The 23,800-nt window shown below is 63.5% G+C and carries 22 protein-coding genes; 16 read left to right on the top strand and 6 right to left on the bottom strand.

What is annotated here, in order from left to right:
- Positions 1-17: 17 nt before the first annotated feature.
- The 6 genes from lepA to recO all read left to right on the top strand — a co-directional run bounded on the left by lepA (position 18) and on the right by recO (position 5,628).
- Positions 18-1,808 carry a translation elongation factor 4 gene (gene lepA, locus ACVOK8_RS04960; protein WP_481565874.1) on the top strand — a complete coding sequence of 597 codons (1,791 nt, stop codon included), beginning with the start codon at positions 18-20 and terminating at the stop codon, positions 1,806-1,808.
- 104 nt (positions 1,809-1,912) lie between these two features.
- The gene (gene lepB / locus ACVOK8_RS04955) at positions 1,913-2,716 is read left to right on the top strand and encodes a signal peptidase I (RefSeq protein WP_481565851.1); all 804 of its coding nucleotides are present in this window, start codon (positions 1,913-1,915) and stop codon (positions 2,714-2,716) included.
- 29 nt (positions 2,717-2,745) lie between these two features.
- Entirely contained in the window at positions 2,746-3,123 is a 378-nt protein-coding gene (locus tag ACVOK8_RS04950; protein WP_481565850.1) for a DUF4845 domain-containing protein, read from the top strand.
- A 1-nt stretch (position 3,124) separates the two neighbouring features.
- On the top strand, positions 3,125-3,790 hold the full coding sequence (gene rnc, locus ACVOK8_RS04945; RefSeq protein WP_481565849.1) for a ribonuclease III: 666 nt from the start codon (positions 3,125-3,127) through the stop codon (positions 3,788-3,790).
- On the top strand, positions 3,787-4,689 hold the full coding sequence (gene era / locus ACVOK8_RS04940) for a GTPase Era (protein WP_481565848.1): 903 nt from the start codon (positions 3,787-3,789) through the stop codon (positions 4,687-4,689). Before rnc ends, era begins: the two co-directional genes overlap by 4 nt.
- Before the next feature lie 225 nt (positions 4,690-4,914).
- Positions 4,915-5,628, top strand: a complete 714-nt coding sequence (gene recO / locus ACVOK8_RS04935) for a DNA repair protein RecO (protein WP_481565847.1) — start codon at positions 4,915-4,917, stop codon at positions 5,626-5,628.
- Positions 5,629-5,820: 192 nt separating this feature from the next.
- On the opposite strand, the gene ACVOK8_RS04930 is transcribed toward recO, so the two are convergent.
- Positions 5,821-6,534 carry an Hpt domain-containing response regulator gene (locus tag ACVOK8_RS04930; protein ID WP_481565846.1) on the bottom strand — a complete coding sequence of 238 codons (714 nt, stop codon included), beginning with the start codon at positions 6,532-6,534 and terminating at the stop codon, positions 5,821-5,823.
- 124 nt (positions 6,535-6,658) lie between these two features.
- Here ACVOK8_RS04930 and rlmD point away from each other — a divergent pair, with 124 nt between their 5' ends.
- The 9 genes from rlmD to ACVOK8_RS04885 all read left to right on the top strand — a co-directional run bounded on the left by rlmD (position 6,659) and on the right by ACVOK8_RS04885 (position 15,139).
- On the top strand, positions 6,659-7,999 hold the full coding sequence (gene rlmD, locus ACVOK8_RS04925) for a 23S rRNA (uracil(1939)-C(5))-methyltransferase RlmD (protein WP_481565845.1): 1,341 nt from the start codon (positions 6,659-6,661) through the stop codon (positions 7,997-7,999).
- A gap of 3 nt (positions 8,000-8,002) precedes the next feature.
- Positions 8,003-8,488, top strand: a complete 486-nt coding sequence (locus ACVOK8_RS04920; protein ID WP_481565844.1) for a CYTH domain-containing protein — start codon at positions 8,003-8,005, stop codon at positions 8,486-8,488.
- 141 nt (positions 8,489-8,629) lie between these two features.
- Positions 8,630-9,325, top strand: coding sequence for a DsbA family oxidoreductase (locus ACVOK8_RS04915; protein WP_481565843.1), 696 nt, complete (start codon positions 8,630-8,632; stop codon positions 9,323-9,325).
- Between the two features lie 79 nt (positions 9,326-9,404).
- Positions 9,405-10,412 (top strand): beta-N-acetylhexosaminidase, encoded by a 1,008-nt coding sequence (gene nagZ, locus ACVOK8_RS04910; RefSeq protein ID WP_481565842.1) that lies wholly within the window; start codon positions 9,405-9,407, stop codon positions 10,410-10,412.
- Complete coding sequence (locus ACVOK8_RS04905; RefSeq protein WP_481565841.1) at positions 10,412-10,963, top strand: hypoxanthine-guanine phosphoribosyltransferase; 552 nt, start codon at positions 10,412-10,414, stop codon at positions 10,961-10,963. Before nagZ ends, ACVOK8_RS04905 begins: the two co-directional genes overlap by 1 nt.
- Positions 10,964-11,070: 107 nt before the next feature.
- Entirely contained in the window at positions 11,071-11,817 is a 747-nt protein-coding gene (locus ACVOK8_RS04900; protein WP_481565840.1) for an S-methyl-5'-thioinosine phosphorylase, read from the top strand.
- Positions 11,818-11,907: 90 nt separating this feature from the next.
- Positions 11,908-12,114, top strand: coding sequence for a transcription antiterminator/RNA stability regulator CspE (gene cspE, locus ACVOK8_RS04895; RefSeq protein ID WP_481512635.1), 207 nt, complete (start codon positions 11,908-11,910; stop codon positions 12,112-12,114).
- Between the two features lie 77 nt (positions 12,115-12,191).
- Positions 12,192-13,430 carry an FAD-dependent oxidoreductase gene (locus tag ACVOK8_RS04890; protein WP_481565839.1) on the top strand — a complete coding sequence of 413 codons (1,239 nt, stop codon included), beginning with the start codon at positions 12,192-12,194 and terminating at the stop codon, positions 13,428-13,430.
- 62 nt (positions 13,431-13,492) lie between these two features.
- Positions 13,493-15,139: an acyl-CoA dehydrogenase family protein gene (locus tag ACVOK8_RS04885; protein WP_481565838.1), complete on the top strand. Its 1,647-nt coding sequence runs from the start codon at positions 13,493-13,495 to the stop codon at positions 15,137-15,139.
- Between the two features lie 209 nt (positions 15,140-15,348).
- Here the strand turns inward: ACVOK8_RS04885 and ACVOK8_RS04880 are convergent, their stop codons facing one another.
- From ACVOK8_RS04880 to ACVOK8_RS04865, 4 genes are all read right to left on the bottom strand, one after another.
- Complete coding sequence (locus tag ACVOK8_RS04880; RefSeq protein WP_481565837.1) at positions 15,349-17,046, bottom strand: diguanylate cyclase; 1,698 nt, start codon at positions 17,044-17,046, stop codon at positions 15,349-15,351.
- A gap of 163 nt (positions 17,047-17,209) precedes the next feature.
- On the bottom strand, positions 17,210-17,605 hold the full coding sequence (locus ACVOK8_RS04875) for a hypothetical protein (protein WP_481565836.1): 396 nt from the start codon (positions 17,603-17,605) through the stop codon (positions 17,210-17,212).
- 292 nt (positions 17,606-17,897) lie between these two features.
- Positions 17,898-18,239 carry a hypothetical protein gene (locus ACVOK8_RS04870; protein WP_481508349.1) on the bottom strand — a complete coding sequence of 114 codons (342 nt, stop codon included), beginning with the start codon at positions 18,237-18,239 and terminating at the stop codon, positions 17,898-17,900.
- A 121-nt stretch (positions 18,240-18,360) separates the two neighbouring features.
- Positions 18,361-19,536, bottom strand: a complete 1,176-nt coding sequence (locus ACVOK8_RS04865) for a thiolase family protein (RefSeq protein ID WP_481565835.1) — start codon at positions 19,534-19,536, stop codon at positions 18,361-18,363.
- 175 nt (positions 19,537-19,711) lie between these two features.
- Between ACVOK8_RS04865 and ACVOK8_RS04860 the strand changes: the two genes are divergently transcribed.
- On the top strand, positions 19,712-22,537 hold the full coding sequence (locus ACVOK8_RS04860) for a S8 family serine peptidase (RefSeq protein WP_481565834.1): 2,826 nt from the start codon (positions 19,712-19,714) through the stop codon (positions 22,535-22,537).
- A 79-nt stretch (positions 22,538-22,616) separates the two neighbouring features.
- Here the strand turns inward: ACVOK8_RS04860 and ACVOK8_RS04855 are convergent, their stop codons facing one another.
- A complete protein-coding gene (locus tag ACVOK8_RS04855) occupies positions 22,617-23,714 on the bottom strand; it encodes a Glu/Leu/Phe/Val dehydrogenase dimerization domain-containing protein (protein ID WP_481565833.1) in 1,098 nt (365 codons plus the stop codon).
- Positions 23,715-23,800: the final 86 nt, after the last annotated feature.

The following is a 23,800-nucleotide window of genomic DNA, read 5'->3' as shown; positions in this document are numbered from 1 at the left end:
CTATGTCACATGATTCGATGCGGATGATCCGCAACTTCTCCATCATTGCCCACGTTGACCACGGTAAGTCCACCCTGGCCGACCGCATCATCCAGTTGTGTGGCGGCTTGACCGCGCGCGAAATGGAAGCGCAGGTCCTGGACAACAACCCGATCGAGCGCGAGCGTGGCATCACGATCAAGTCGCAGTCGGTGTCGGTGCCGTATACGGCCCGCAACGGCCAGACCTACTTCCTGAACTTCATCGATACCCCCGGCCACGTCGACTTCTCCTATGAAGTCAGCCGCTCGCTGGCCGCCTGCGAAGGCGCGCTGCTGGTGGTCGATGCGGCCCAGGGCGTGGAGGCACAGTCGGTTGCCAACTGCTACACGGCCATCGAGCAGGGCCTGGAAGTGGTGCCGGTGCTGAACAAGATCGACCTGCCCACCGCCGACATCGACCGTGCCAAGGCCGAGATCGAGGCGGTGATCGGCATCGATGCCTCCGATGCGGTTGCCGTCAGCGCCAAGACCGGCCTGAACATGGAGGAGGTGCTGGAGGCCATCGTGCACCGCATCCCGCCACCGGCCGATCGTGGCAGCGACAAGTTGCAGGCGCTGATCATCGATTCCTGGTTCGACAATTACCTGGGCGTGGTCTCGCTGGTGCGCGTGATGCAGGGCCAGATCAAGGCCGGCGACAAGATCCAGGTTATGTCCACCGGCCGTTGGCATCTGGTCGACAAGGTCGGCGTCTTCACCCCCAAGCGTAAGGAAATGCCTGCGCTGCGTGCCGGTGAAGTGGGCTGGATCAATGCCAGCATCAAGGACGTGCACGGCGCGCCGGTCGGCGACACCCTGACCCTGATGGCTGACCCGGCGTCCGAGCCGCTGCCCGGCTTCCAGGAAATGCAGCCGCGCGTGTTCGCCGGCCTGTTCCCGGTCGATGCCGAGGACTATCCGGACCTGCGCGAAGCGCTCGACAAGCTGCGCCTGAACGATGCCGCGCTGCGCTTCGAGCCGGAAAGCTCCGAGGCGATGGGCTTCGGCTTCCGCTGCGGCTTCCTCGGCATGCTGCACATGGAAATCGTGCAGGAGCGGCTGGAGCGCGAGTACAACCTCGACCTGATCAGCACCGCACCGACGGTGATCTACGAGGTGCTCAAGAGCGACGGGACCATCGTGATGATGGACAACCCGGCCAAGCTGCCACCGGTCAACCAGGTGGAAGAGATCCGCGAACCGATCATCCGCGCCAACATCCTCACCCCCGAGGAGTACATCGGCAGCATCATCAAGCTGTGCGAAGAGAAGCGCGGCAGCCAGATCGGCATCAACTACATGGGCAGCCAGGTGCAGATCAGCTATGAGCTGCCGATGGCTGAAGTGGTGTTGGACTTCTTCGACAAGCTCAAGTCGGTCAGCCGTGGCTACGCCTCGCTGGAATACCACTTCGTGCGCTTCGAGGCCGGCCCGTTCGTGCGCCTGGACGTGTTGATCAACGGTGACAAGGTTGATGCGCTGTCGCTGATCGCCCACCGCAGCCACGCCGATCGCCGTGGCCGCGAGCTGTGCGAAAAAATGAAGGATTTGATTCCCCGGCAGATGTTCGACGTGGCCATCCAGGCTGCGATCGGCGCGCAGATCATCGCCCGTACCACGGTCAAAGCCATGCGCAAGAACGTATTGGCCAAGTGCTATGGTGGCGACATTTCGCGTAAGAAGAAGCTGTTGGAGAAGCAGAAGGAAGGCAAGAAGCGCATGAAGCAGGTGGGCCGTGTGGAAATCCCGCAGGAAGCCTTCCTTGCTGTGCTGCAGATGGACAAGTAACAGTGATTCGGGAGTTGGGGGTCGGGATTGGAAAGAGCGGCGTACGCTCTGACTGTTGCGGATCTCCAACCTTGAATCACCAGTCTCATTCCGAAGGAATTTGAATGAAATGGTTTGAAATCATCCTGGTTGTGCTGACCCTGGGCTCCGGCCTGGTGGTGCTGCTGGACAAACTGTACCTGCGCAAGCGTCGTGCCGAGACGGCCAGCCTGCTGGACAGCGAGGAGCCGGCGGTGGTGGATTACTCGCGCGCGTTCTTCCCGGTGCTAGCGGTGGTGTTGATCCTGCGCAGCTTCGTGGCCGAGCCGTACAAGATCCCCTCCAGCTCGATGATGCCCAACCTGCTGATCGGCGATTTCATCCTGGTCAACAAGTTCTCCTACGGCTTCCGCCTGCCGATCACCAATACCAAGATCATCCCGGTGGCCGAGCCCAAGCGCGGCGACGTGGTGGTGTTCAAGCCGCCGCATGCGCCGGATCAGAACTGGATCAAGCGCGTGATTGGCTTGCCGGGCGACCGCATTGGTTTCCACGGCGATACCTTGTCGATCAACGGCGTGCCGATGGTCTACGAAGACCGCGGCGAGTACGTCGGCAAGGGCCCTGGTTCCGAAATGACCGGCGCGTCGTTGTTGACCGAACAGCTGCCGGGCCGCAGCCATACCGTGCTGGAACTGTTGGGGCGTGCGAACCCGGGTGGCCAGGGTGACTGGGTGGTGCCGGAAGGCCAGTACTTCGTGATGGGTGACAATCGCGACAACAGCGAGGACAGTCGCTTCTGGACCCAGACCCATTTCCTGCCGGAAGAGAATCTGCGTGGCAAGGCGTTCCTGATCTGGCTGAACTGTGAAGGCTGGTTCTGCAAGGGTAGTTTCGAACCGTCACGTATCGGGGCGGGCATTCAGTGAGTGGACAACGCGTTTCTGGGGAGATCGCAATGAAGCACAAACAAGCAGGTATGACGCTGACCTCGTTCCTGATGGTGTTGGCGGTGGTGGGCTTCGGGCTTTACATCGGCATGAAGCTGTTCCCGATGTACCAGGAGTATTACTCCGTACGTTCCGCGCTCAAGAGCATTGCCGCAGAGCCTGGTTCGGGCAGCCTCGATCCGGCCAAGGTGCAGGAGTTGTTCTTCAAGCGCATGGATATGAATTACGCAGATGACGTGAAACCGGGCGATCTGAAGATCGAGCGCACCGATGGCGGCCTGCGGATGGTCGTCAGCTACGAAGTACGTCGCGAAATGATTGGCAACCTTGATGTGGTGGGTAAGTTCAACACATCTCAGGATCTTAACCGGACAGGTAGTGAATAGAATGTTCCAACGGGGTGATCTGATCGGTCATCCATTCAAGGATCAGGGTCTGTTGAAGCAGGCCCTGACCCATCGTAGTGCCGGTGCGCCGCATAACGAGCGCCTGGAGTTCCTGGGCGACAGCATCGTCAACATGCTGATCGCCGAAGCGCTTTTCACGCGCTGGCCTAAGGCTGACGAAGGCGCGCTTACACGTGCCCGCTCGGCCTTGGTTTGCGAGGCAGCGTTGGCGGTGATCGCGCGCACGTTGGAGCTGGGTGAACGCTTGACGCTGGGCCCGGGCGAGATGAAGTCAGGTGGCCATCGCCGCGACTCCATCCTCGCCGACACCTTCGAGGCGGTGGTTGCCGCCATTTACCTGGACGCCGGTTTCGAAGTCTGCCGCGAGCGGATAATGCCGTGGTTCGAGGCCTCGCTGTCGGCAGTGCCGGTGGGCAAGCCCGAGAAAGACCCCAAGACACGCCTGCAGGAATGGTTGCAGGCCCGGCAGAAGACCCTGCCGGTATACGAGCTGGTATCGGAGACCGGCGACGACCACGCCAAGCACTTCCATGTGCGCTGTTGCGTGGCTGACCCTGCCGTAAGTACCGAAGGCGAAGGCACTTCGCGACGGCTGGCCGAACAACAGGCGGCAGCCGCCGCAATAGAGCAATTGGATTCCAAGTGAACGACACCACCTCTCATCGCTGTGGCAGCGTCGCGGTCATTGGCCGCCCCAACGTTGGCAAATCGACCCTGACCAATGCACTGGTTGGCGCCAAGGTCAGCATCGTCTCCAACCGTCCGCAGACCACTCGCCACCGTCTGCTTGGCATCGCCACCTATCCGGAAGGGCAGTTGGTGCTGGTTGATACCCCCGGCTTGCATCGCCAGCAGAAGCGCGCGATGAACCGGGTGATGAACCGTGCCGCGCGTGCGTCGCTGGAAGGCGTGGACGTTGGCCTGCTGGTGATCGAAGCTGGTCGCTGGGACGAAGAAGATACCCTGGCCTTCAACGTGCTGCGTGACGCAGGCGTGCCAGTGGTGCTGATCGTCAACAAGGTTGACCGGATGAAGGACAAGGGCGCGCTACTGCCGTTCCTGCAGGAGATCACCGTTGGCCGCGAATTTGCCGCTGTGCATCCGATCTCGGCGCTGAAGCGCAACGGTCTGGAAGCGCTGGTGCGCGACCTGATCGGTTTGGTGCCGGAAGGCCCGCCGATGTTCGGCGAAGATGAAATTACCGACCGCAGCCAGCGCTTCCTTGCCGGCGAACTGGTCCGCGAGCAGCTGATGCGCCAGCTTGGCGAAGAACTGCCGTACGCCACCACTGTGGAAATCGAACGCTTCGCCGAAGACGGCGCGTTGCTGCGCATCGGCGCGGTGATCTGGGTCGAGCGTGAAGGCCAGAAGGCGATTGTCATTGGCAAGGGCGGCACTCGCTTGAAGGAAATCGGTGCCAAGGCGCGTCTGCAGATGGAACGCCTGTTTGGTGCCAAGGTATTCCTGGAAACGTGGGTGCGCGTGCGCGAAGGTTGGTCCGATGACGAGGCCGCGCTGAAGGCCTTCGGCTACGGCGAGCAGTAAGTCTCAGTCCGGGGATCGGGGGGGAAATCGGGGATGAAGCAGCCTGGTTCTGCAGACACTCGCGATTTCCCGTTGTTCCTTGGTTGCTGGCCAGGGGGCGTGATGAAAGCCTGCGCTGCGATAGCGACAAGCCGCCGCGGCTTTCCGACTCAGGCGAAGCGTGGCAAGGTCAGGGTCGCCGGCTGTTCCGGCTCCCGAATCTCCATTCCTGATTCCCAGTCTTAGATGCGCATCGAAGACCAGCCCGCTTTCGTGCTGCATGCCAGGCCCTGGCGCGAAACCAGCTTGCTGGTCGAGGTGATGAGTCTGGAGCACGGCCGGTTGGGCCTGCTCGCACGCGGCGTGCAAGGGCCGAAGAAGCAGGCGCTGCGCGCGGCCCTGCAGCCTCTGCAGGCGATTCGTTTTGACGCGCAGCAAACCGGTGAGTTGGCGCAGCTGCGTCGTGCCGAGAGCCAGGACGTGGCACCACGTCTGCACGGCCACGCGATGCTGGCCGGCTTCTATATCAACGAACTGGTGATGCGCTTGGCCCCGCGGCAGGACCCGTTGCCTGAGCTGTATGTGGCTTACGGCGAGTTGCGAGCGCAGCTTGGTCAGGCTGATACGTTGGCGTGGTCACTGCGGCGCTTCGAGCGTGACCTGCTCGACGCATTGGGCTTTGGTTTCGACTGGAGTTGTGCTGCCGATGGCGAACCGATCGATCCGGCCGCGCGCTATCGGCTGGATCCGCTGCAGGGACCGTTACGCCTGCTGAGCGAGCGCAACAATGAACGGCGCGCGCTGGTCACCGGCAGCGCGCTGCTGGCCTTGGCCGAGGATCAACAGCCTGACAGCAGCGATGTCGCCAGCCTGCGCCTGCAGATGCGGGCGGTGCTGCTGCATCACCTAGGCGGTCGCGGGCTCAAATCTTGGGAAATGCTGGGCGAACTGGCCCGTTAGCAACCGTAGTACCGAGCCATGCTCGGCAGAGGCCTTATGCAGAATCCAAACCATGTAGTGCCGAGCCATGCTCGGCAAGAGGCTTTACGCAAAATCCAACCACGTAGTGCCGAGCCATGCTCGGCAAGATGCTTTCCCGGTAGAGCCTCTGCGAGCATGGCTCGGAACTACACGGGCGCAGTCTGCAATTGATCAGCGCAGCAAGGCGCTGACGGCGCTACCGAATTGTTGCCGCGCCTGCATTGATGCCGGATCGTGATTCAGCTGACGCACCGCAACCGCCAAGCGCGAGGCGCCAACAAAGCCACAGCTGGCCTGCAGCTTGTGCAACTGTGCATGCAGGGCTTTGTCGTCATGTTCTTCAAGTGCATGGCTGACCGCATCGCGGGTGCCAGGCAACTCGGACAGAAACAGCTCGCGCAGTGCACGCACATGCGCCTGTTGCCCGTTCAGGGCATTCATTGCGGCGGATTCGTCCCAGTCCAGCGCTGCCTCGGCAAAGGTGCCGTCGGCTTTTACAGTGGATTTGGCCAACGCACGCCGCACGCTCTTGAGGAGCGCATCGCGGCTGATCGGCTTGACCAGGGTTTCCTGGAAGCCGGCTTGTTGCAGCGTCGTCTGCATTTCCCGGCTGGTATCTGCGGTGTGCGCCAGTGCAACGGTATGCGGATGGCGTTCACGCAAGCTGCGCAACAGGCTGGCACCGTTGCCGTCAGGCAGGTTCACATCGAGCAGCCAGAGATCGTAAGTGGTGCTCTGTGCCAAACGCAGCGCACTTGCGCAGGTGTCGGCGATATCAACCTTGGCCGGTAGCGATTCCAGCACAAACTGGAAGAAGCCTTGGCTGGTCATGTCGTCTTCGACCAACAGCAGGCGCGGCAGGTTTCCTTGGTGATGCGTATTCATCTGCTGCCTCCATGTCAGCTATAGCCCGCATATTAGCGATGGCACAGCGATCTGCAAGTCATCGGGGTGTTCACGTTAAGCATCTGCGACAATGGCCGCCCTTTTGCCCGCAGCCTGTTGCCACGTGGCCCGATCCAGATCCCCCCGCATAGACAAGACCCCGTTCCAGACCGACATCCTCGACCTGAGCCATGACGGCCGTGGTGTTGCCCGCCGCGAAGGCGAGGGTGGCAAGGTCACCTTCATCAACGGTGCCCTGCCGCAGGAAACGGTGATGGCCGAGCAGACCGGCAAGAGCCGCCATTTCGACGAAGCCAAGACCGTGGAAGTGCTCAAGGCTTCGCCGCACCGCGTTGAGCCGCGTTGCCCGCATTTCGGCGTGTGCGCTGGTTGCGTGCTGCAGCATCTGGAAGAGGCGCAGCAGATCGTCGCCAAGCAGCAGGTGCTGACCGACAACCTGACCCGCATCGGTCACGTCAGCCCGGGCGAGGTGTTGCCGGCGTTGGTGGGTGACAGCTGGGGCTACCGCCGCAAGGGGCGCTTCTCGGTGCGTCGCGTCGAGAAGAAGGACAAGACGCTGGTCGGCTTCCGCGAACTTGATCCGCGTTTCGTCGCCGATCTGTCTCAGTGCCTGACGGTGATCCCGGAGATCGGCAGCAAGGTCGGCGTGCTGTCCGCCTTCATCGAAACGCTGGATGGCAAGCGCGATATCCCGCAGATCGAATTTATCGCTGGCGATGCCGCCATCGCCTTGACGGTGCGTCATCTGGCACCTCTCAGCGACGCTGACAAGCAGGCGTGGATCGCATTCGGCCAGGAGCATGGCTTCGCCATCTACCTGCAGTCCGGCGGCCTGCATACCGTGGCGCCGCTGTGGCCGGCCGAAGGCGTTGCGCTGTCGTTTGCGTTGCCGCAGTGGGATGTGGAACTGGCGTTCCGCCCGCTGGACTTCATCCAGGTAAACGCCAAGCTCAACCAGCAGATGATCGCGCATGCGCTGACCTTGCTGGATGCACAGCCTGACGAACGCGTGCTCGACCTGTTCTGTGGTCTGGGCAATTTCACCCTGCCACTGGCGCGCAGCGTGCGCGAAGTGGTGGGCGTTGAAGGCGAGGCGGGACTGGTCGCCCGTGCCAAGGAAAACGCGGAGCGCAATGGTCTGGCCAACGCCGAGTTTTATGCCGCCGATCTGACCCTGGATCAAAGCGAAGCACCGTGGATGAAGCAGGGTTTCGACAAACTGCTGCTCGACCCGCCGCGTTCGGGCGCGATCGATGTGCTCAAACAGTTGCCGCTGGAGCAGTTCAAGCGCATCGTCTATGTCAGCTGCCATCCGGGTTCGCTGGCACGCGATGCTGGCTACCTGGTCAATGAGCGCGGCTTCACTCTGGTCTCGGCCGGTGCGATGGACATGTTCCCGCACACCGCACACGTGGAAAGCATTGCCGTCTTCGAGAAGAGGTAAGCGGTGGGTATCGAGATCGAACGCAAGTTCCTCGTCACCTGCGATGACTGGCGTGCCGACGCGCACGCCGTCATCCCGATGGCGCAGGGCTATATCAACGATACGGCGGCGATGGACAGCGGCGCGCAGAAGGCTTCGGTGCGGGTTCGCATCCAGGGCGACGAGGCCTACCTGAACATCAAGTCGCGCGAGCTCGGCCACACCCGCCAGGAGTTCGAGTACCCAGTGCCGGTGAACGAGGCGCGTGAGCTGCTGGCGCTGTGTGTTGGCGGCCTGATCGACAAACGTCGATACCTGGTCAAGCACGGCGGCCTGCTGTGGGAAGTGGATGAATTCCTCGGCGATAACACCGGGCTGGTGGTGGCCGAAGTGGAGCTGGAGAGCGCCGACCAGGTGTTCGCCAAGCCCGACTGGGCAGGTGCCGAAGTGACCGACGAACTGCGCTATTACAATCTGGCCTTGGCATCGAAGCCGTACAGCCAGTGGTGAAGAACCTGTAGTGCCGAGCCATGCTCGGCAGGGGCTTCGCCGGTATGGCGTCCGTCACAAATGACCGGGCATTGCTCCGGATTTACCGGCAAGGCCCCTTCCGAGCATGGCTCGGCACTACATTGGATATTAGGAACCCGCATGCGCATCGATATCTGGTCCGACGTTGTCTGCCCCTGGTGCTGGATAGGCAAGCATCGCTTCCAGCGCGGTCTGGAGCTGCTGGGCGCCGATGTGCCCGATATCGAGGTGCGCTGGCATCCGTTCCTGCTTGACCCTGATGCCGGCACCACCCCGGTGCCGCTGCTGGAAGCCTACGCTGCCAAATTCGGCGGCGCCGAACGTACCCGGCAGATGCTGGCGCAGACCCAGAGCACCGCCCAGGCCGAGGGCCTGCCGATGGATTTCAGCAAGGGTCAGGTCAAGGTCAGCACGTTGTTGGCGCACCGGCTGATGTGGCTTGCCGGTCAGTACGGGGTGCAGGAGCAGGTTGCTGAGGCGTTGTTCCGTGCGCACTTCGCCGAGGGCCGCAACCTGGCCGACCCGCAGGTGCTGATTGCCGCCGCCGAGGCGGGCGAGATCCCGGCCGAGCGCGTGCAGGCGATGCTGGCTTCTGACGAAGGTCTGGCCCAGGTCCAGGCCGGCATCGGCCAGGCCCAGGCGCTGGGCATCCAATCGGTGCCGACCTTCGTCATCAATGGCCAGTACGCGGTGCAGGGCGGGCAGCCGGCGGAAGTGTTTGCCGACGTGCTGCGCAAGATCGCGGCCGAACAAGCACCGTCAGGTGCCGCCAGCCAGGATGAACAGGCCTGCGGCCCGGATGGCTGCAGCGTCTGAACGAGGGCTCTGACGCGGCGGGCGCCATCTGCGACAATATTCCGCTACACCGCAGTCTGCGGTGGATTGGAGTCCTTGCATGCTTTTGATCGGCGTTGCCGGCACTGAACTGACTGCCCAGGAGCGTGACTGGCTGCAGCACGACGCCGTGGCCGGGGTGGTGCTGTTCAAGCGCAACTTCGCCTCGCGGGCGCAGGTGGTCGAGCTGGCCGCGGCGATCCGCGCTGCCACCGTACGTCCGCTGCTGATCAGCGTGGACCAGGAAGGCGGGCGTGTGCAGCGTTTCCGCGATGGCTATGCCGATCTGCCGCCGCTGGAAGGCTTCGGCAAACTGTATGCGCGCGATCCGGACGGTGCCTTGGCGCTGGCCGAGCAGCACGCCTGGCTGATGGCCAGTGAAATCCGCGCCAGTGGTGTGGACCTGAGCTTCGCGCCGGTGGTGGACGTGGGCCATGGCAACCTGGCCATCGGCAACCGTGCCTTTGGCGAACACCCGCAGGTCGTCGCCGCCTTGACCGCTGCCTATGTGCGCGGCATGCACTCGGTCGGCATGGCTGCCACGCTCAAACATTTCCCCGGCCATGGCACGGTCCGCGAGGATACCCATGTGGATACCGCGGTGGACCCGCGGCCGCTGGCCGAAATTGAAGCGCACGACCTGATTCCGTTCCGGGCCGGCATCGCCGCTGGCGCCGATGCGGTGATGATGGCGCACGTCATCTACCCGCAGGTGGCGCCGGAGCCGGCAGGCTACTCGCCGCGCTGGATCAACCAGATCCTGCGTGAGCAGATGGGCTTCCGTGGCGTGGTGTTCTCCGACGACATCGGCATGGCGGCCTCGTTCGCCGCCGGTGGGGTCAAGGCCCGCGTAGATGCGCATCTGGATGCTGGCTGCGACGTGGTGCTGGTCTGCCACCCGGAGCTGGTCGAAGAATCACTGCAGGCCGTGACCGGTCGCAGCTTGAACACCGCCGCCCTGTTGAGCCTGATCGGCCGCGGGGCGATGGGCTGGGGCGGCCTGCTGGCCGATGCCCGCCACGCCGATACTCGTAATCATCTGTTTGAAAACCTTGGAAGAACCGCCTGATGTCCAAACTCACTCTTGAACAAGCCGTGGCCCAGGCCGACCTGCTGGTCGACCGCCCCGCCATCGACACCGCCATCGCCGGCATCGCCGACGCCATCGCGCGTGACTACAAGGGCGAAGTGCCGGTGTTCATCTCGATCATGAATGGTGCGCTGCCGTTCGCCGGCCAGCTGGCACTGGAGCTGGGCGCGCGTGGCCAGGATGCGCAGTTCGACTACATGCAGGCCTCGCGTTACCACGGCGAGACCGGTGGCGAGCTGGTCTGGAAGCACCGCCCGGTGTCGGCCCTGTTTGGCCGCCGGGTGATCCTGGTCGACGACATCCTGGACGAAGGCTTTACCTTGCAGGGTGTGCGCGAATGGTGCCTGGAGCAGGGCGCAACCGACGTGCGCATCGCCGTGCTGACGGTCAAGCAGCACGACCGTGCGCTGCCGGGCGTCAAGGCCGACTATGCCGGCATCGACCTGCCGGACCGCTTCGTGTTCGGTTTCGGCATGGACGTCAACGAATCGCTGCGTTCGCTGCCGGCCATCTACGCAATGAAGCAGTAATAGCGGTTGCCGATGCTGGTCATCGGCATCGGCTATTGGTTTGATCGCGGCTGGGCCACGCCAAGGGCGTGGCTTGCGCGTGCCCAACGAGAACATCAGGAATGAACATGGAACCTATCGCCCTGGCCGTTATTGGCGGCACCGGCGTGTACAAGCTGGCCGCGCTGGACGACGTCCAGGCCCATGAAGTGGAAACCGTCTACGGCGCCCCCTCCGGCCCTGTCCGGGTTGGCCTGTTGAACGGTCAGCGCGTGGCGTTTCTGGCCCGGCATGGCGAAGGCCATTCGATCCCGCCGCACAAGATCAACTACCGCGCCAACTTGGCCGCGCTCAAACAGCTGGGCGCAACCCGAGTGTTGGCCTTGAACACGGTAGGCGGCATTGGCGACGACTTCGGCCCGCGCGTGCTGGCCTGCCCGGACCAGCTGATCGACTACACCTGGGGTCGGATTTCCACGCTCAGCGAGGAGGAGGGCAGCGAGGTTCTGCACGTCGACTTCGGCCATCCCTACACCCCGTCGTTCCGCGCAAAGGTGCTGGCGGCGGCCAAAGCCAAGGGTGTGGCGATGCAGGATGGCGGCTGTTACGGCGCTACCCAGGGCCCGCGCCTGGAAACCAACGCCGAAATTGCCCGGATGCGCCGTGATGGCTGTGATCTGGTGGGCATGACCGGCATGCCCGAGGCCGGGCTGGCGCGCGAATTGGGGCTGGAATATGCCTGTCTGGCCATTGTCGCCAATTGGGCGGCTGGCTGCGGCGACGCCGCGGAGATCACCATGGCCGAGGTTTTGGCCAATGTGGAGGCAGCTTCGTCCGGTTTGCCGACTTTGGTGGGTGAATTGGCCCGGGGGTGATTGTCATCCCGGCTTAAGGTTTGCATACTCCGCCAGTGCGCTTCATTCAGCGTGCATCAATCCATTCATCGAACAAGGTCTCGCATCACCATGCCGAACGGTACCGTCAAGTGGTTCAACGACGCCAAGGGATTTGGCTTCATCTCACCGGAGGACGGCAGCGCCGATGTCTTCGCGCACTTCTCTGCGATCAATTCCAAGGGCTTCCGCAGCCTGCAGGAAGGCCAGCGCGTCAGCTATGACGTGACCCAGGGCCCGAAGGGTGCCCAGGCTTCGAACATCATGCCGGTCGAGTGATCGACCCGCATGTGCGGAAAAACCCCGCCTAGGCGGGGTTTTTTTTTAAGGATGCAGTCGCCCAGGGAGGGACTGTAATGAGCAAGACATTGGATATCGCCATTGTCGGCTACGGCACGGCCGGCCAAGCGTTGGCCGTGCTGCTGTCGCGCGATGGGCACCGGGTGCAGGTGTTCGAGCAGGCCGCAACGCCGGGCCCGGTAGGCGCGGGCTTCCTGCTGCAGCCCAGTGGCCTGCAGGCGTTGTGGCAGATGCAGTTGATGCCGCAGGTGCTGGAGCACGGCGCGGTGGTGCGCCGCCTGTACGGCGAGACCCCATGCGGTCGCGCGGTGATGGACATGACCTACGCCGGGCTGGATGCACGCCTGTGTGGCGTGGGCATGCAGCGCGGGGCGCTGTTCTCGCTGCTGGATGCCGCCTGGGATGCCGGCCCGTCGCTGCAGGTGGACAGCCGCATCAGCGCTATCGATGACACGTTGCAGCGCGTGCAGGACCAGCACGGGCGCTGGCATGGCCCGTTTGATCTGGTGATCGCCACCGACGGTTCCGGCTCCGGGCTGCGCGCGCAGGTGCAGGGCACCAAGCTGGATCGCATTTATCCTTGGGGGGCGCTGTGGTGCCTGCTGCCGCGCGGCGATTGGCCGCATGGCGACGAGCTGCGCCAACGCTATGTGGCCGCGCGCAAGATGATCGGCCTGCTGCCGGTGGGCACGCGCCCGGGCGACGGCGAGCAACGCCTGAGCTTCTTCTGGAGTTTGCCGCGCGATGGTTTCCAAGCCTGGGAGCGCGATGGGCTGGAGCCGTGGCTGGATGAGATCACCACGCTTTGGCCGGAAGCGCGCGAGCGGCTGGCCGGGGTAACGGTGCAGGCGCAGCTGGCCCGCGCCAGCTACCGCGATGCGGTGATGCAGCGCTGGTACCGCGGCCGCCTGGTATTGGCCGGTGACGCAGCACACTCGATGAGCCCGCAGCTGGGGCAGGGCGTCAATATGGCGCTGATGGACGCGATGGCGCTGCGCGATGCCTTGCGCGCGGAGCAGAGCATTGATGCTGCATTGGCGCGTTACCAGCACCAGCGCAAGGCACATGTGTGGCTGTACCAGTTCTGGAGCCGCTGGCTGACGCCGATCTTCCAATCCGATCACGATTGGATCGCCAATGGCCGGGACCTGCTGTTCAAGCCAATGGGACGTATGCCCGGCGGTCGTGGCCATATGCTGCGGGTGCTCAGCGGCACCCAGCATGGCCTGTTTGGCAAGCTCGCGCTGCAGGATGAATTCATCGCCGCGCTGGCCCAGGTCGCGCAGAATCGTTGAGCAGCGCGCGCACGCCGGGTGCTTGCGGCAGAATCAAGGGCGGTCCTCCCCGAGTCGCCGCCATGCAGCCGCAGCCGCCTCCGTTTGAAACCCACGTCGTCGACAACCAGCCGCCACCGTTTGCCGAGCGCGATCTGTGGCACGACGATCTGGTCTTGCAGCAGTGCGTGCAACGCGAAGGTGCTGAGTCCTTTGCTGGGGCATTGCAGCACTACGGCGTGTTGGCCGGTGGCGAGCTGTACCGCATTGGCTTTGATGCCAACCGACAGCGCCCGCTGCTGCGCACCCACGACGCGCACGGCAATCGGATCGATACCGTTGATTTCCATCCTGCCTACCATCGGCTCATGGCCACGGCGAAAACCCGTGGCGTGGCCGGGTTGTCCTGGCGTTCGGCGCAGCCCGGCGCACATGTGGCGCGTGCGGCGCTGAGCTATCTGCATCATCAGGCCGAAGCTGGCACCAGTTGCCCGCTGACCATGACCCATGCCGCCGTGCCGGTGCTGCGCCAGGAGCCTGCGCTGGCCGAATGGGCCAGCAAGGCAGCCGCACCTTTCTACGACGCGCGCGATGTACCTATCGGCGACAAGCCGGGCATCACCCTCGGCATGGGCATGACCGAGAAGCAGGGCGGCTCCGATGTGCGCAGCAACACGACCATGGCGACACCGTTGGCGGGCGAGGGCGAGTACAGCCTGATTGGGCACAAGTGGTTTTTCTCCGCGCCGATGTCCGATGGCTGGCTGGTGCTGGCGCAGGCACCGGGTGGATTGAGCTGCTTTTTGATGCCGCGTCGGCTGGCCTGCGGGCGGCGCAACAACTTCCATCTGATGCGGCTGAAGGACAAGCTCGGTGACTGGGCCAATGCCTCCAGCGAGGTGGAGTTCTGTGGCGCCTGGGCGCGGCGCGTCGGCGACGAGGGGCGTGGCGTGGCGACCATCATCGAGATGGTGATGCTGACCCGGCTGGATTGCATGCTGGGCTCGGCCGCGCAGATGCGCATGGCCTTGGCGCAGGCGTTGCATCATGCGCGGCATCGGCGCAGCTTCGGCAAGCTGCTGGTTGAGCAGTCGTTGATGGCCAATGTGCTGAGTGACCTGGCGATCGAATCGGAGGCGGCGACCACCTTGGCAATGCGCGTGGCCCGCGCAGTCGATGCCGCGCCGCAGGATCCACAGCAGGCGGCGTTCGCGCGCATCGCCACGGCCATCGGCAAGTTCTGGATATGCAAGCGTGCGCCGGGCTTCGTCAATGAAGCGCAGGAGTGCCTGGGCGGTGCCGGCTATGTGGAAGAGTCGATGCTGCCACGGCTGTACCGGCAGGCACCGCTGAACTCGATCTGGGAAGGCAGCGGCAACGTGCAGTGCCTTGATGTGCTGCGTGCCTTGCAGCGCGAACCAGAAACGCGGGTGGCCTTGCTGGCCGAGTTGCAGCAGGTTGCGGGTCGCGATGATGACTACGACAAGGCGCTGCAGGCGCTGTTGGAGCGGCTGCAAGGAACGGAGTTGCTGCAGGCCGATGCGCGCACGCTGGTGGTGGATATCGCGCTGCTGTTGCAGGCGGCGATGCTGTTGCGCGCGGACAGCCCGGTGGCGCAGACCTTCGTACGTTCGCGGTTGCGCCAATCGCAGCCGGTGTATGGGCAACTACAGGCAGATGCACCGTTCGCCGACATCCTGGCCCGCGCTATGCCAGTAGGAGCGGCGTAAGCCGCGAAGTCGGCAGCAATGCAGTCGCGAGTCGGCCTGCAACCGCAGAATGCCGGCTTGCAGGCGTTGCCTTGTGGGAGCGGCGTAAGTCGCGAAGCCGACAATGATTGCAGTCGCGAGCAAGCCCGCAACTGCAGAATCAAGGCCGCCGCGTAAGGCAGCTGTCTACGTTCACGGCTTTCCTGCAACGCGCCTCGCCGCAGCCGTGATCAACCGGCACCATCCAGCGCAGGGTCGAAGCGCAGCACCTGGTTGCGGCCACTGCGCTTGGCCCGGTACAGCGCGGCATCGGCCTTGCGCAGCAGGGTGAGGCCAGCCACACCATCAACCGGATACGTCGCCACGCCCAGCGATATGGTGATCGGCGGCAGCGTCTTGCCGGAGAACGGCACGCTCATCTGCGACAGGGCAAGGCGCAGTTCCTCGGCCTGACGCAGGGCATTGCTGCTGTCCGACTCCGGCAGGATCACGGTGAACTCTTCGCCACCATAACGGCAGGCGATGTCCTCGCCGCGCAGACGCGAGCCCAGCAATTGGCCGATGGCCGCCAGCAAGGCATCGCCGCCGCCGTGGCCGTGGGTATCGTTGAACTGCTTGAAGTGATCCACATCCAGCATGATCACCGACAACGGGAAGTCACGACGGCCGCAGCGGGCGATTTCGCGGGTCAGCGATTCCTCCAGATAGCGGCGGTTGTACAGCCCGGTGAGTGGATCGCGGATCGACTGCAGGCGCAGTGACTCGCGCAGGCGCAGGTTGCTCAGTGCAAGCGACAGCTGTTCCACCGCCGATTCGGCGATGTTCAAGCGCGGTAGCGGCCCAGGGCCAGCACCGGAAAGAAATAGAAAACCAATCTGCACGCCTTGTGCCGACATCGGGATGCAGGCGGTGGCCACACTTTGACCGTGCTCAGGCCGGCTGATATGCGGGCAGCTGGCATCACGCAGCAGATCGTCGATCACATGCGGTTGCCCACGCCGTATCGCCCAGCAATCGCTGGGCGGCAGGAATGCGCTGGTTTCCACTAACGGCTTGCCCCAGCTGACGATGTTCTCGACACGGTCATTGGACGCGCGCAGCAGATAGACCGAACCGGCGACATTGGGCATCAGCGCTTCCAGTGTGCGCGCGCTGATTTCCAGGGCTTCTTCCGGGTTGGCGCAGCTTTGCAGCAGGCCGGTATAGCGGCCCAGGGTCTGCAGGTCGGCGCTGGAACGTTCGATCTGTTCCAGGTTGCCGGCCAGTTGCTGGCTGGCGCTGGCTGCGCGCTTCTCGGCGCGGGTGCGGCGTCGCAGTTCGGACAGCAGGATGCCGTAGACCGATGCGACCACGGCCAGGCCGAAGGGGATGCCGGCAAAGGCGAGCCCCAGCAGCAGGTCGGCGCTGCGGCGCGAGCTGGCGGCGCGGTCTACCAGTCGCTCGTGTTCTTCCTCGACCATGGTCCGCACCTGCTCGCGGATGGCGCTGGTGGTGCGGAATGCGCTCTGGTTGATTGCCGCGCGTGCGGCATCCAGGCCTTGTCCGTCATAGATATCGACGACATTCTGGATCTGCTGCAGGCGCCTGTTCACCAGCTCGTTGAGCTTGAGTGCGTTGTGTGCCTGATCGGGATTGTCGGGGACCGACTTGGACAAGCTGCTCAGCAGCAGTGGCAGTCGTTCCACGCTCACCTGGTAGTCCAACAGATAGGCCTGGCTGCCGGTCAGCAGGTAGCCGCGCTCGGCCGACTCGGCATCGAGCACCATCGACTGGATCTCATCAATCCGGCTGATGACTTCGTGGGTATGGGCGACCAGCCGTGCATCGGCGATGAACCTTCGCGCGCCGACGAATACACCGATGCCAATGGCGACGAACACCAACGCCGAAAATATCAGCGCGAATTTACTGCCCGTGTGTTTCCGCATCCGGCCCTTGATTGCACGATCGAGATGATACGCACGTGCTGCCTACGCGTACGTGATCACATGCCTTCCCAGATGTGGTGTGCATCCGGCCCCTGTGGCATCACGCATCCAGCGCGAGCGACACGCAGCTGCCATCGGGATGGCAGCTGCGTGGAGAAGTCTATCAATGCTTGGCAGCGTCTGCTTTTTCGCGCGCCTGCTTGGCTGCATCCTGGGCCTGGTCGGCAACTTTCTGTGCCGCCTCGGCGGTAGCGGCGCTGGCATCAGCGGCAGCGTCCTTGGCCGCGACCGAGGCGTCGTCGGCAGCCTTGGCGGTGGCATCGGCGGCGTTATCCAAGGCCTGCTGCGATTCTGCGGCGGCGTTACGGGTTGCCGCTGCGGCCTGATCGGCGGCATCGCGGGTTGCATCGGCAGCGGATTCGGCTGCGTTCTTGGCTGCATCGGCGGCATGGTCTGCAGCAGCGGCTGCGTCCTGCTTGGCCTGCTCGGCGTTAGGGTCATTGCAGCCAGCCAAAGCCAGTGCCAAGCCTGCGGTCAGTACGGGGACAAACAGCTTCATTGCACTCTCCTGAGTCGGACCAATTTGGTCACCCTAGAGGCTGGCGTATTCAGATCACGTCAAGACCACATCACGCGGTTAAGCAATGCAGCAGCTATGCGGCGACGGGGCAGTGCAGTAGTCCTCACTGCTTGGCTGCCGGCCGCTCAGCGTGTTGTGTGGGCAGGCAGGCGAGGCGACACGCTAAGGCGCGTTTGCAGCGATTTGCGGCACTGCCGCAGCAAACCCGGCCCATAAGAAAAGCCGCTGGCGAACCAGCGGCTTTTCAAGACAAGCTTGGAAGCAGAAGTTATTACTTCTTGGCTTCTTCAGCAGCGTCCTTGGCCTGTGCAGCAACGTCTTCAGCAGCCTTGGCAGCGTCGGTAGCGGTGGCAGCAGCAGCGTCGGTGGTGGCAGCAGCAGCGTCGGTAGCAGCCTGGCCAGCAGCGTCAGCAGCGGTGGCGGCGGTGTCAGCAGCAGCCTGGGCAGCGTCAGCGGTAGCAGCGCCAGCGGTGGCAGCAGCGTCAGCAGCGCCCTGGGCTTCGGTTGCAGCGGTGTCAGCGGCAGCGGCGGCGTCAGCAGCCTGCTCCTGCTTCGAGCAGGCGGTCAGGGCCAGACCCAGGGTCATTGCGATCAGCAGCTTGTTGATGCTCATTTGTGAATCCTCGTCGTGAAATTAGGCAACGCGCCATTGCGCGCCGGGAACATGATGACAAGCCCATTTCGACTGTCAAGCGGTCCCGCATTCAGGTTTTTAATTATCTGAAATTTTTCAATTAAATCAATTCAATGGCGATGGCAGTTGCTTCGCCGCCGCCGATGCAAAGCGATGCAATGCCACGCTTGAGGCCGCGCGTGCGCAATGCATTTACCAGCGTAACCACCAAGCGGGCACCCGATGCACCGATGGGATGGCCCAGTGCGCAGGCACCACCATTGACGTTGATCTTGGCATGTGGAATGCCCAGCTCGCGTATAGGTGCCATCGCCACCACGGCGAAGGCTTCGTTGATCTCGAACAGGTCGACGTCGGCGATGGCCCAGCCGGCTTTTTCAAGGACCTTGCTGATCGCACCGATCGGCGCAGTGGTGAACCACTCCGGTTCCTGCGAGTGGGTGGCGTGTGCAGCAATGCGTGCCAGCGGCTGCACGCCGCGCTTGGCAGCATCGTCGGCGGACAGCAGCACCAGCGCTGCGGCGCCGTCGGAAATGCTGGAAGAACTGGCGGCGGTGACGCTGCCATCCTTCTTGAACGCCGGGCGCAGGGTCGGGATCTTGCTGACGTCGGACTTGCCCGGCTGCTCGTCCTGGTTGAACTCGACGTCGCCCTTGCGGGTGGCCACCTTGACCGCAACGATTTCATCGTTGAACGCGCCGTTGGCCTGCGCGGCCTGTGCGCGGGTTACCGATTCAATGGCGTAGGCGTCCTGCTCTTCGCGGGTGAAGCCGAACTTGGCCACGGTGGCCTCGGCGAACACGCCCATGGACTGGCCGTCATAGGGATTGGTCAGGCCGTCCCATGCCATGTGATCCACTGCCTGGAAGTTGCCGTAGCGGTTGCCGGTACGCGAGTTGGGCAGCATGTGCGGAGCGTTGGACATGGATTCCATGCCGCCGGCAACCACGATGCTGGCCGAGCCGGCCTTGATCAGGTCATGGCCGAGCATGATGGCTTTCATGCCCGAGCCACAGACCTTGTTGAGCGTGGTGGCACCGGCGCTGGTCGGCAGGCCGGCGGCGAGCGCTGCCTGGCGTGCGGGCGCCTGGCCAAGGTTGGCCGGCAGCACGCAGCCCATGATGACCTCGGACACGTCCGCGGCGGGGATGCCGGACTGCGCCATGGCGGCGCTGATGGCAGTGGCGCCCAGGGTCGGGGTGGGGACGCCGTTGAACTGGCCAAGGAAGGATCCAATGGCAGTGCGCTTTGCGGCGGCGATGACTATGTCAGACATGGGCAATCTCGGTTATATCTAGCGGCGATTATCGGATGTCCGCAGGATCTGGCCTATTGGACCAACGGCACATCCCGGGGAGCTTTGCTTGCCTTCGCAGTATAGAAGGTGAGCGATCACGGACCGAAACGCAGTAGTACCTGAACTGGGGGCATGCCACATGGAGAGGAAAGGTATGGAAAGCAGGATCGTAGTGCGCAACACATTGGCCAGTGCCTTGGCGCTGGGGTTGGCGGCATGTGGCGGGGGCAGTGGTACCAAATCGGATCCGCCGCCCACCGTTCCCACAACGCCGCCAGCACCCACCACGCCGCAGCCGGCATGGGATGCGCACCTGGCATTGACCAACGCAGGCCCAGCAAAGGAAAAAGGCCTGACCGGCAAGGGCTACCGTATCGGTGTGATCGATTCGGGGGTGATGCGCAACCATCCCACTCTGGACGGACGGGTGGTGGCCAATTACAACGCCGTCAGGTCACCGCCCAATAATCTGGCGATCGACGATGTGGTGGGGCACGGCACGACGGTGGCGCAGTTGGCCGCAGGCAATGCCGCCGGCAGCTGGCCGGGCGGTATCGCCCCGGGGGCGGAAATCGTCTCGGTACGCATCATTGCCGATGAGTCGCCCAAAGATGACGGTTCCGGCAACGGCAACGAGGTGACCGGCTCGCTGGGCATGACCGATATCCATAACCAATTGATCAGCGACGGTGTGCGGATCATGAACAATTCCTGGGGCGGCCTGTATTGGACCCGGCCTACGGTGACTGCCCAGATCGCCGCCGAATACCGTCCTTTCATCAGAGATAATGATGGTCTGGTGATTTTTGCCACCGGCAACGAATCCAAACCCAACCCGTCGGACATGGCGGCACTTCCGAGCCAGCCTGGGGTGAACGGCGCGTTGGAGGCGGCGGATCTGGAGCAGGGTTGGCTGGCGGTGGCCGCGCTGGATACCGCCAAGCCTACCCAGCTGGCGTCCTATTCCAACGCTTGTGGCGTGGCCAAGAATTATTGCCTGGTAGCCCCGGGTACGGTGGCTTTTGTCGGCAAGGAAAGCACGGCTGGCGACCTGAAGTACTACTACGGCAGCGGCACGTCTTACGCCGCGCCACTGGTATCCGGCGCAGCGGCGCTGGTCTGGGAGGCTTTCCCCTACTTCAACAATGATCTGGTCAGGCAGACTCTGCTCGGTACCGCCACCGACCTGGGGGCGGCGGGGCCGGATGCCGTGTTTGGCTATGGCCTGCTCAATATCGGCAAGGCGATCAAAGGACCGGCCAGGTTTGATTGGGGCGATGTGGTGGCCGACGTCTCCATGATGGGACTGGGCTCGGTATGGAGCAACGACATTTCGGGCGCGGGTGGATTGATCAAGCGCGGACGGGGGGCGTTGACGTTATCGGGGACAAACACCTATTCCGGTGATACGCGAATCGAGCGGGGCAACATCTTTCTGGAAGACGGCGCTTCAATCAGATCCAACGTCAGCATCAGCCCCGTAACTTCGCTGTCTCCCCCAAGCCTGACATTCGTGCGGGACAGTCGGGTGATCGGCAACGTCGACAATGCCGGGATTGTCATCGTGGTTGGTGACAGCGGCACCGCCACCATCCAAGGCAATTACGTGCAGCAGGCCGGTGGCAGGATATATACGTCATTGGGTGCCAATGCACTTCACGTTACGGGTACCGCTTCCCTGGATGGCACCTTGACCTTGGGCAATGCGATCAGCGGTTATGTGCCGCGAGATGGCGTACGTCAGGACCTGGTACGTGCTGATGGTGGCCTCACGGGGCAGTTCAGTGAGCCGGTGATCGTGCCCGTCAACGTGGGTTTCAGCCTGCTGCAGGCCGATTACGGCTACGACGCCAACACCGCCTGGCTTGATATCGACCGGATCAGTGTGACTGCAGCTGTTGGCAGTGCGAGCAGTGCCCGCACGATGGCATCGGCTGTGCGCGTGGAGCAGGTTTTCGATCAGCTTGATGGCGACATCCTCGGCCGGGCCGGTGACTTCGGCGCGGCAGCAGCGGCTTTGCAGCAGGTGGATGGCGGTGTGCAGGGCTTGCGCAGCAGCTTGGACAGCCTGTCCGGACAGGCCCATGCTGCTGCAACTGCAATGACCTTCGACAGCATCGACATGAGTCGGCGTGCATTGTCGGCACAGGTGGCTGAAAGCAGGGCCGATACGACTGTACAGAGCAGTTGGATGCGCTCGCTTGGAAACGGCGGCCAAGGTGGTTACCTGGGCAGTGATTACAACGTCGGCGGTTGGATGATGGGCAGTCAGGCGTTGCATTCTGGAAAAGCGGTGTTGGGTGTCGCGTTCGGGCAGACCCGCACCAACAGCATGGTTGAGGCAAGCCAGGGGCGCAGCCGCGATCGCCAGACCCAGTCGCAGCTCTATGCGGGTTGGTCGTCGGGAGCAGTTTATGTGCTGGGCCAGGCGGGCTTCGGTCAGTATCAGCGTGAGCTGGATCGGGGCCTGTTGCTGGGTAGCGAGCGCGCCGGCGTGCACACCCGCTACCAGGGCAACTTCCTGTCCAGCAGCGTGGAGGCCGGCTACCGTCTGGGCCGCGGTAGTGCGCAACTGACGCCTTACCTTGGCGCGGACTACACCCGCGTGGACAGCGATGGCTTCCACGAACAGGGTGGCTACGGCTTTGGTTTGCGCGCCGATGACTGGAGCAGCAGCCGGGTGCAGGCCTTGGCTGGCTTGCGTGGCCAGTACCAGTGGAAGCGGGTGGCCTTCAATGGTTATGCGGAATGGCAGCAGGCGCTGGGTGGCAATGGTCTGAGCCTGGATGCCAGCTTCGTCGGCTTGGATGCCTGGGCGCCAATTGCCGGCCTGCAACCATCGCGTTCGGGAGGCTTGTTCGGCCTGTCGGTGGACTCGTGGTTGGCTCGCAATACCCGTTTGTCGCTGGGCTACGACCAGCGCTTCGGTCCGCGCGGTGACAACCGACAGGTAGCGCTGCGTCTCAAGCTGGCGTTCTGACCCGCCCGGGGTTGTAGTTGTATGATGGGCCGACGGCGGGCGTTGGGATCGCCCGCCTTCTGTGCTTTTACCGTTGGGCTTACTCGCCGCGCAGGCGGTTCATGCGTGGGACTGAACGGCCCATGGGCATCTTCAGCTTGCCGATCGCTTCCAGGCGGTTTTCGGCGATGCGGTCGGCCGCGCGCTGCGGCGAGACGTCATCGCGCTCGGACTGGTCGAAGATCTTGCCGAGGTTGTGATAAATGCTGCGGATCAGGCGCATCGCGCGCTCACGGTTGTAGCCGTCGATCTCCAGCGACACATTCATCACGCCGCCGGCGTTGACTGCATAGTCCGGTGCCCACAGCACGCCGCGCTTGTACAGCTCATCGCCTACGGCATGGCTGGCCAACTGGTTGTTGGCGGTGCCGCAGATGACCTTGGCCTTGAGCCGCTCCAGCGTGCTCATGTCGATGGCGCCTTCCATCGCGCATGGCGCAAACACGTCGGCGGCGACGTCGTAGATGGCATCGGGCTTGACCGCTTCGCAGCCGTATTCAGTAACGGCCTTCTGCACCAGCACCGGGTCCAGGTCGGTCACGTAAAGCTTGGCACCGCGCTCACGTAGCAGCTTCACCAGTTCCATGCCGATATGGCCAAGGCCCTGCACGGCGATGCTGAGCTTGCCGATTTCCTCATGGCCGAACTTGCGCTTGACCGAGGCCATCAGCGCCTGCAACGCGCCGTAGGCGGTGAACGGGGCCGGATCGCCGGAGCCGCCATGGACCTGGTGCACGCCGGTGACAAAGCCGGTTTCCAGATAGATGTTTTCCATGTCGTTGACGTCGGTACCGACGTCCTCGGCGGTGATGTAGCGGCCGGCCAGTGCCTCGACCTGACGGCCGAAGGCGCGGAACAGCACTTCGCTCTTGGCGGTCTTGGGGTCGCCGATGATCACCGCCTTGCCGCCGCCCACATTCAGCCCGGCCAGGGCGTTCTTGTAGGTCATGGTGCGGCTCAGGCGCAGGACGTCGCGCAGCGCATCATCGGTGTTGGCGTAGGGGCGCATGCGCACGCCGCCCAGGGCCGGGCCGAGGGTGGTGTTGTGAATGGCGATGATCGCCTTCAGGCCGGCATCGCGGTTCTGGCAGAACAGGACCTGCTCATGGCCGGAGGTCTCGAGGGTTTCGAACAACATGCGGGCTCCGATGGCGTGTTTGCCACAACGTCAGTGATCGTGTAGCCAAATGGCTGGCCGGAAAACAAAAAATGCGACTTCGTCGG

The organism is Stenotrophomonas sp. STEN083 (genome assembly GCF_056759195.1).
This window is presented reverse-complemented; position numbering and strand designations above follow the sequence as displayed.

Excerpts from the sequence above, each read along its gene's own strand:
- ACVOK8_RS04870 (WP_481508349.1), bottom strand. The coding sequence starts at position 18,239 with ATGAGCATCAACAAGCTGCTGATCGCAATGACCCTGGGTCTGGCCCTG.
- ACVOK8_RS04855 (WP_481565833.1), bottom strand. The coding sequence starts at position 23,714 with ATGTTGTTCGAAACCCTCGAGACCTCCGGCCATGAGCAGGTCCTGTTC.
- ACVOK8_RS04865 (WP_481565835.1), bottom strand. The coding sequence starts at position 19,536 with ATGTCTGACATAGTCATCGCCGCCGCAAAGCGCACTGCCATTGGATCC.
- ACVOK8_RS04880 (WP_481565837.1), bottom strand. The coding sequence starts at position 17,046 with ATGCGGAAACACACGGGCAGTAAATTCGCGCTGATATTTTCGGCGTTG.
- rnc (WP_481565849.1), top strand. The coding sequence starts at position 3,125 with ATGTTCCAACGGGGTGATCTGATCGGTCATCCATTCAAGGATCAGGGT.
- ACVOK8_RS04915 (WP_481565843.1), top strand. The coding sequence starts at position 8,630 with ATGCGCATCGATATCTGGTCCGACGTTGTCTGCCCCTGGTGCTGGATA.
- nagZ (WP_481565842.1), top strand. The coding sequence starts at position 9,405 with ATGCTTTTGATCGGCGTTGCCGGCACTGAACTGACTGCCCAGGAGCGT.
- ACVOK8_RS04875 (WP_481565836.1), bottom strand. The coding sequence starts at position 17,605 with ATGAAGCTGTTTGTCCCCGTACTGACCGCAGGCTTGGCACTGGCTTTG.
- ACVOK8_RS04890 (WP_481565839.1), top strand. The coding sequence starts at position 12,192 with ATGAGCAAGACATTGGATATCGCCATTGTCGGCTACGGCACGGCCGGC.
- recO (WP_481565847.1), top strand. The coding sequence starts at position 4,915 with ATGCGCATCGAAGACCAGCCCGCTTTCGTGCTGCATGCCAGGCCCTGG.
- ACVOK8_RS04900 (WP_481565840.1), top strand. The coding sequence starts at position 11,071 with ATGGAACCTATCGCCCTGGCCGTTATTGGCGGCACCGGCGTGTACAAG.
- lepA (WP_481565874.1), top strand. The coding sequence starts at position 18 with ATGCGGATGATCCGCAACTTCTCCATCATTGCCCACGTTGACCACGGT.
- ACVOK8_RS04930 (WP_481565846.1), bottom strand. The coding sequence starts at position 6,534 with ATGAATACGCATCACCAAGGAAACCTGCCGCGCCTGCTGTTGGTCGAA.
- ACVOK8_RS04905 (WP_481565841.1), top strand. The coding sequence starts at position 10,412 with ATGTCCAAACTCACTCTTGAACAAGCCGTGGCCCAGGCCGACCTGCTG.
- lepB (WP_481565851.1), top strand. The coding sequence starts at position 1,913 with ATGAAATGGTTTGAAATCATCCTGGTTGTGCTGACCCTGGGCTCCGGC.
- cspE (WP_481512635.1), top strand. The coding sequence starts at position 11,908 with ATGCCGAACGGTACCGTCAAGTGGTTCAACGACGCCAAGGGATTTGGC.
- ACVOK8_RS04950 (WP_481565850.1), top strand. The coding sequence starts at position 2,746 with ATGAAGCACAAACAAGCAGGTATGACGCTGACCTCGTTCCTGATGGTG.
- ACVOK8_RS04885 (WP_481565838.1), top strand. The coding sequence starts at position 13,493 with ATGCAGCCGCAGCCGCCTCCGTTTGAAACCCACGTCGTCGACAACCAG.
- ACVOK8_RS04860 (WP_481565834.1), top strand. The coding sequence starts at position 19,712 with ATGGAAAGCAGGATCGTAGTGCGCAACACATTGGCCAGTGCCTTGGCG.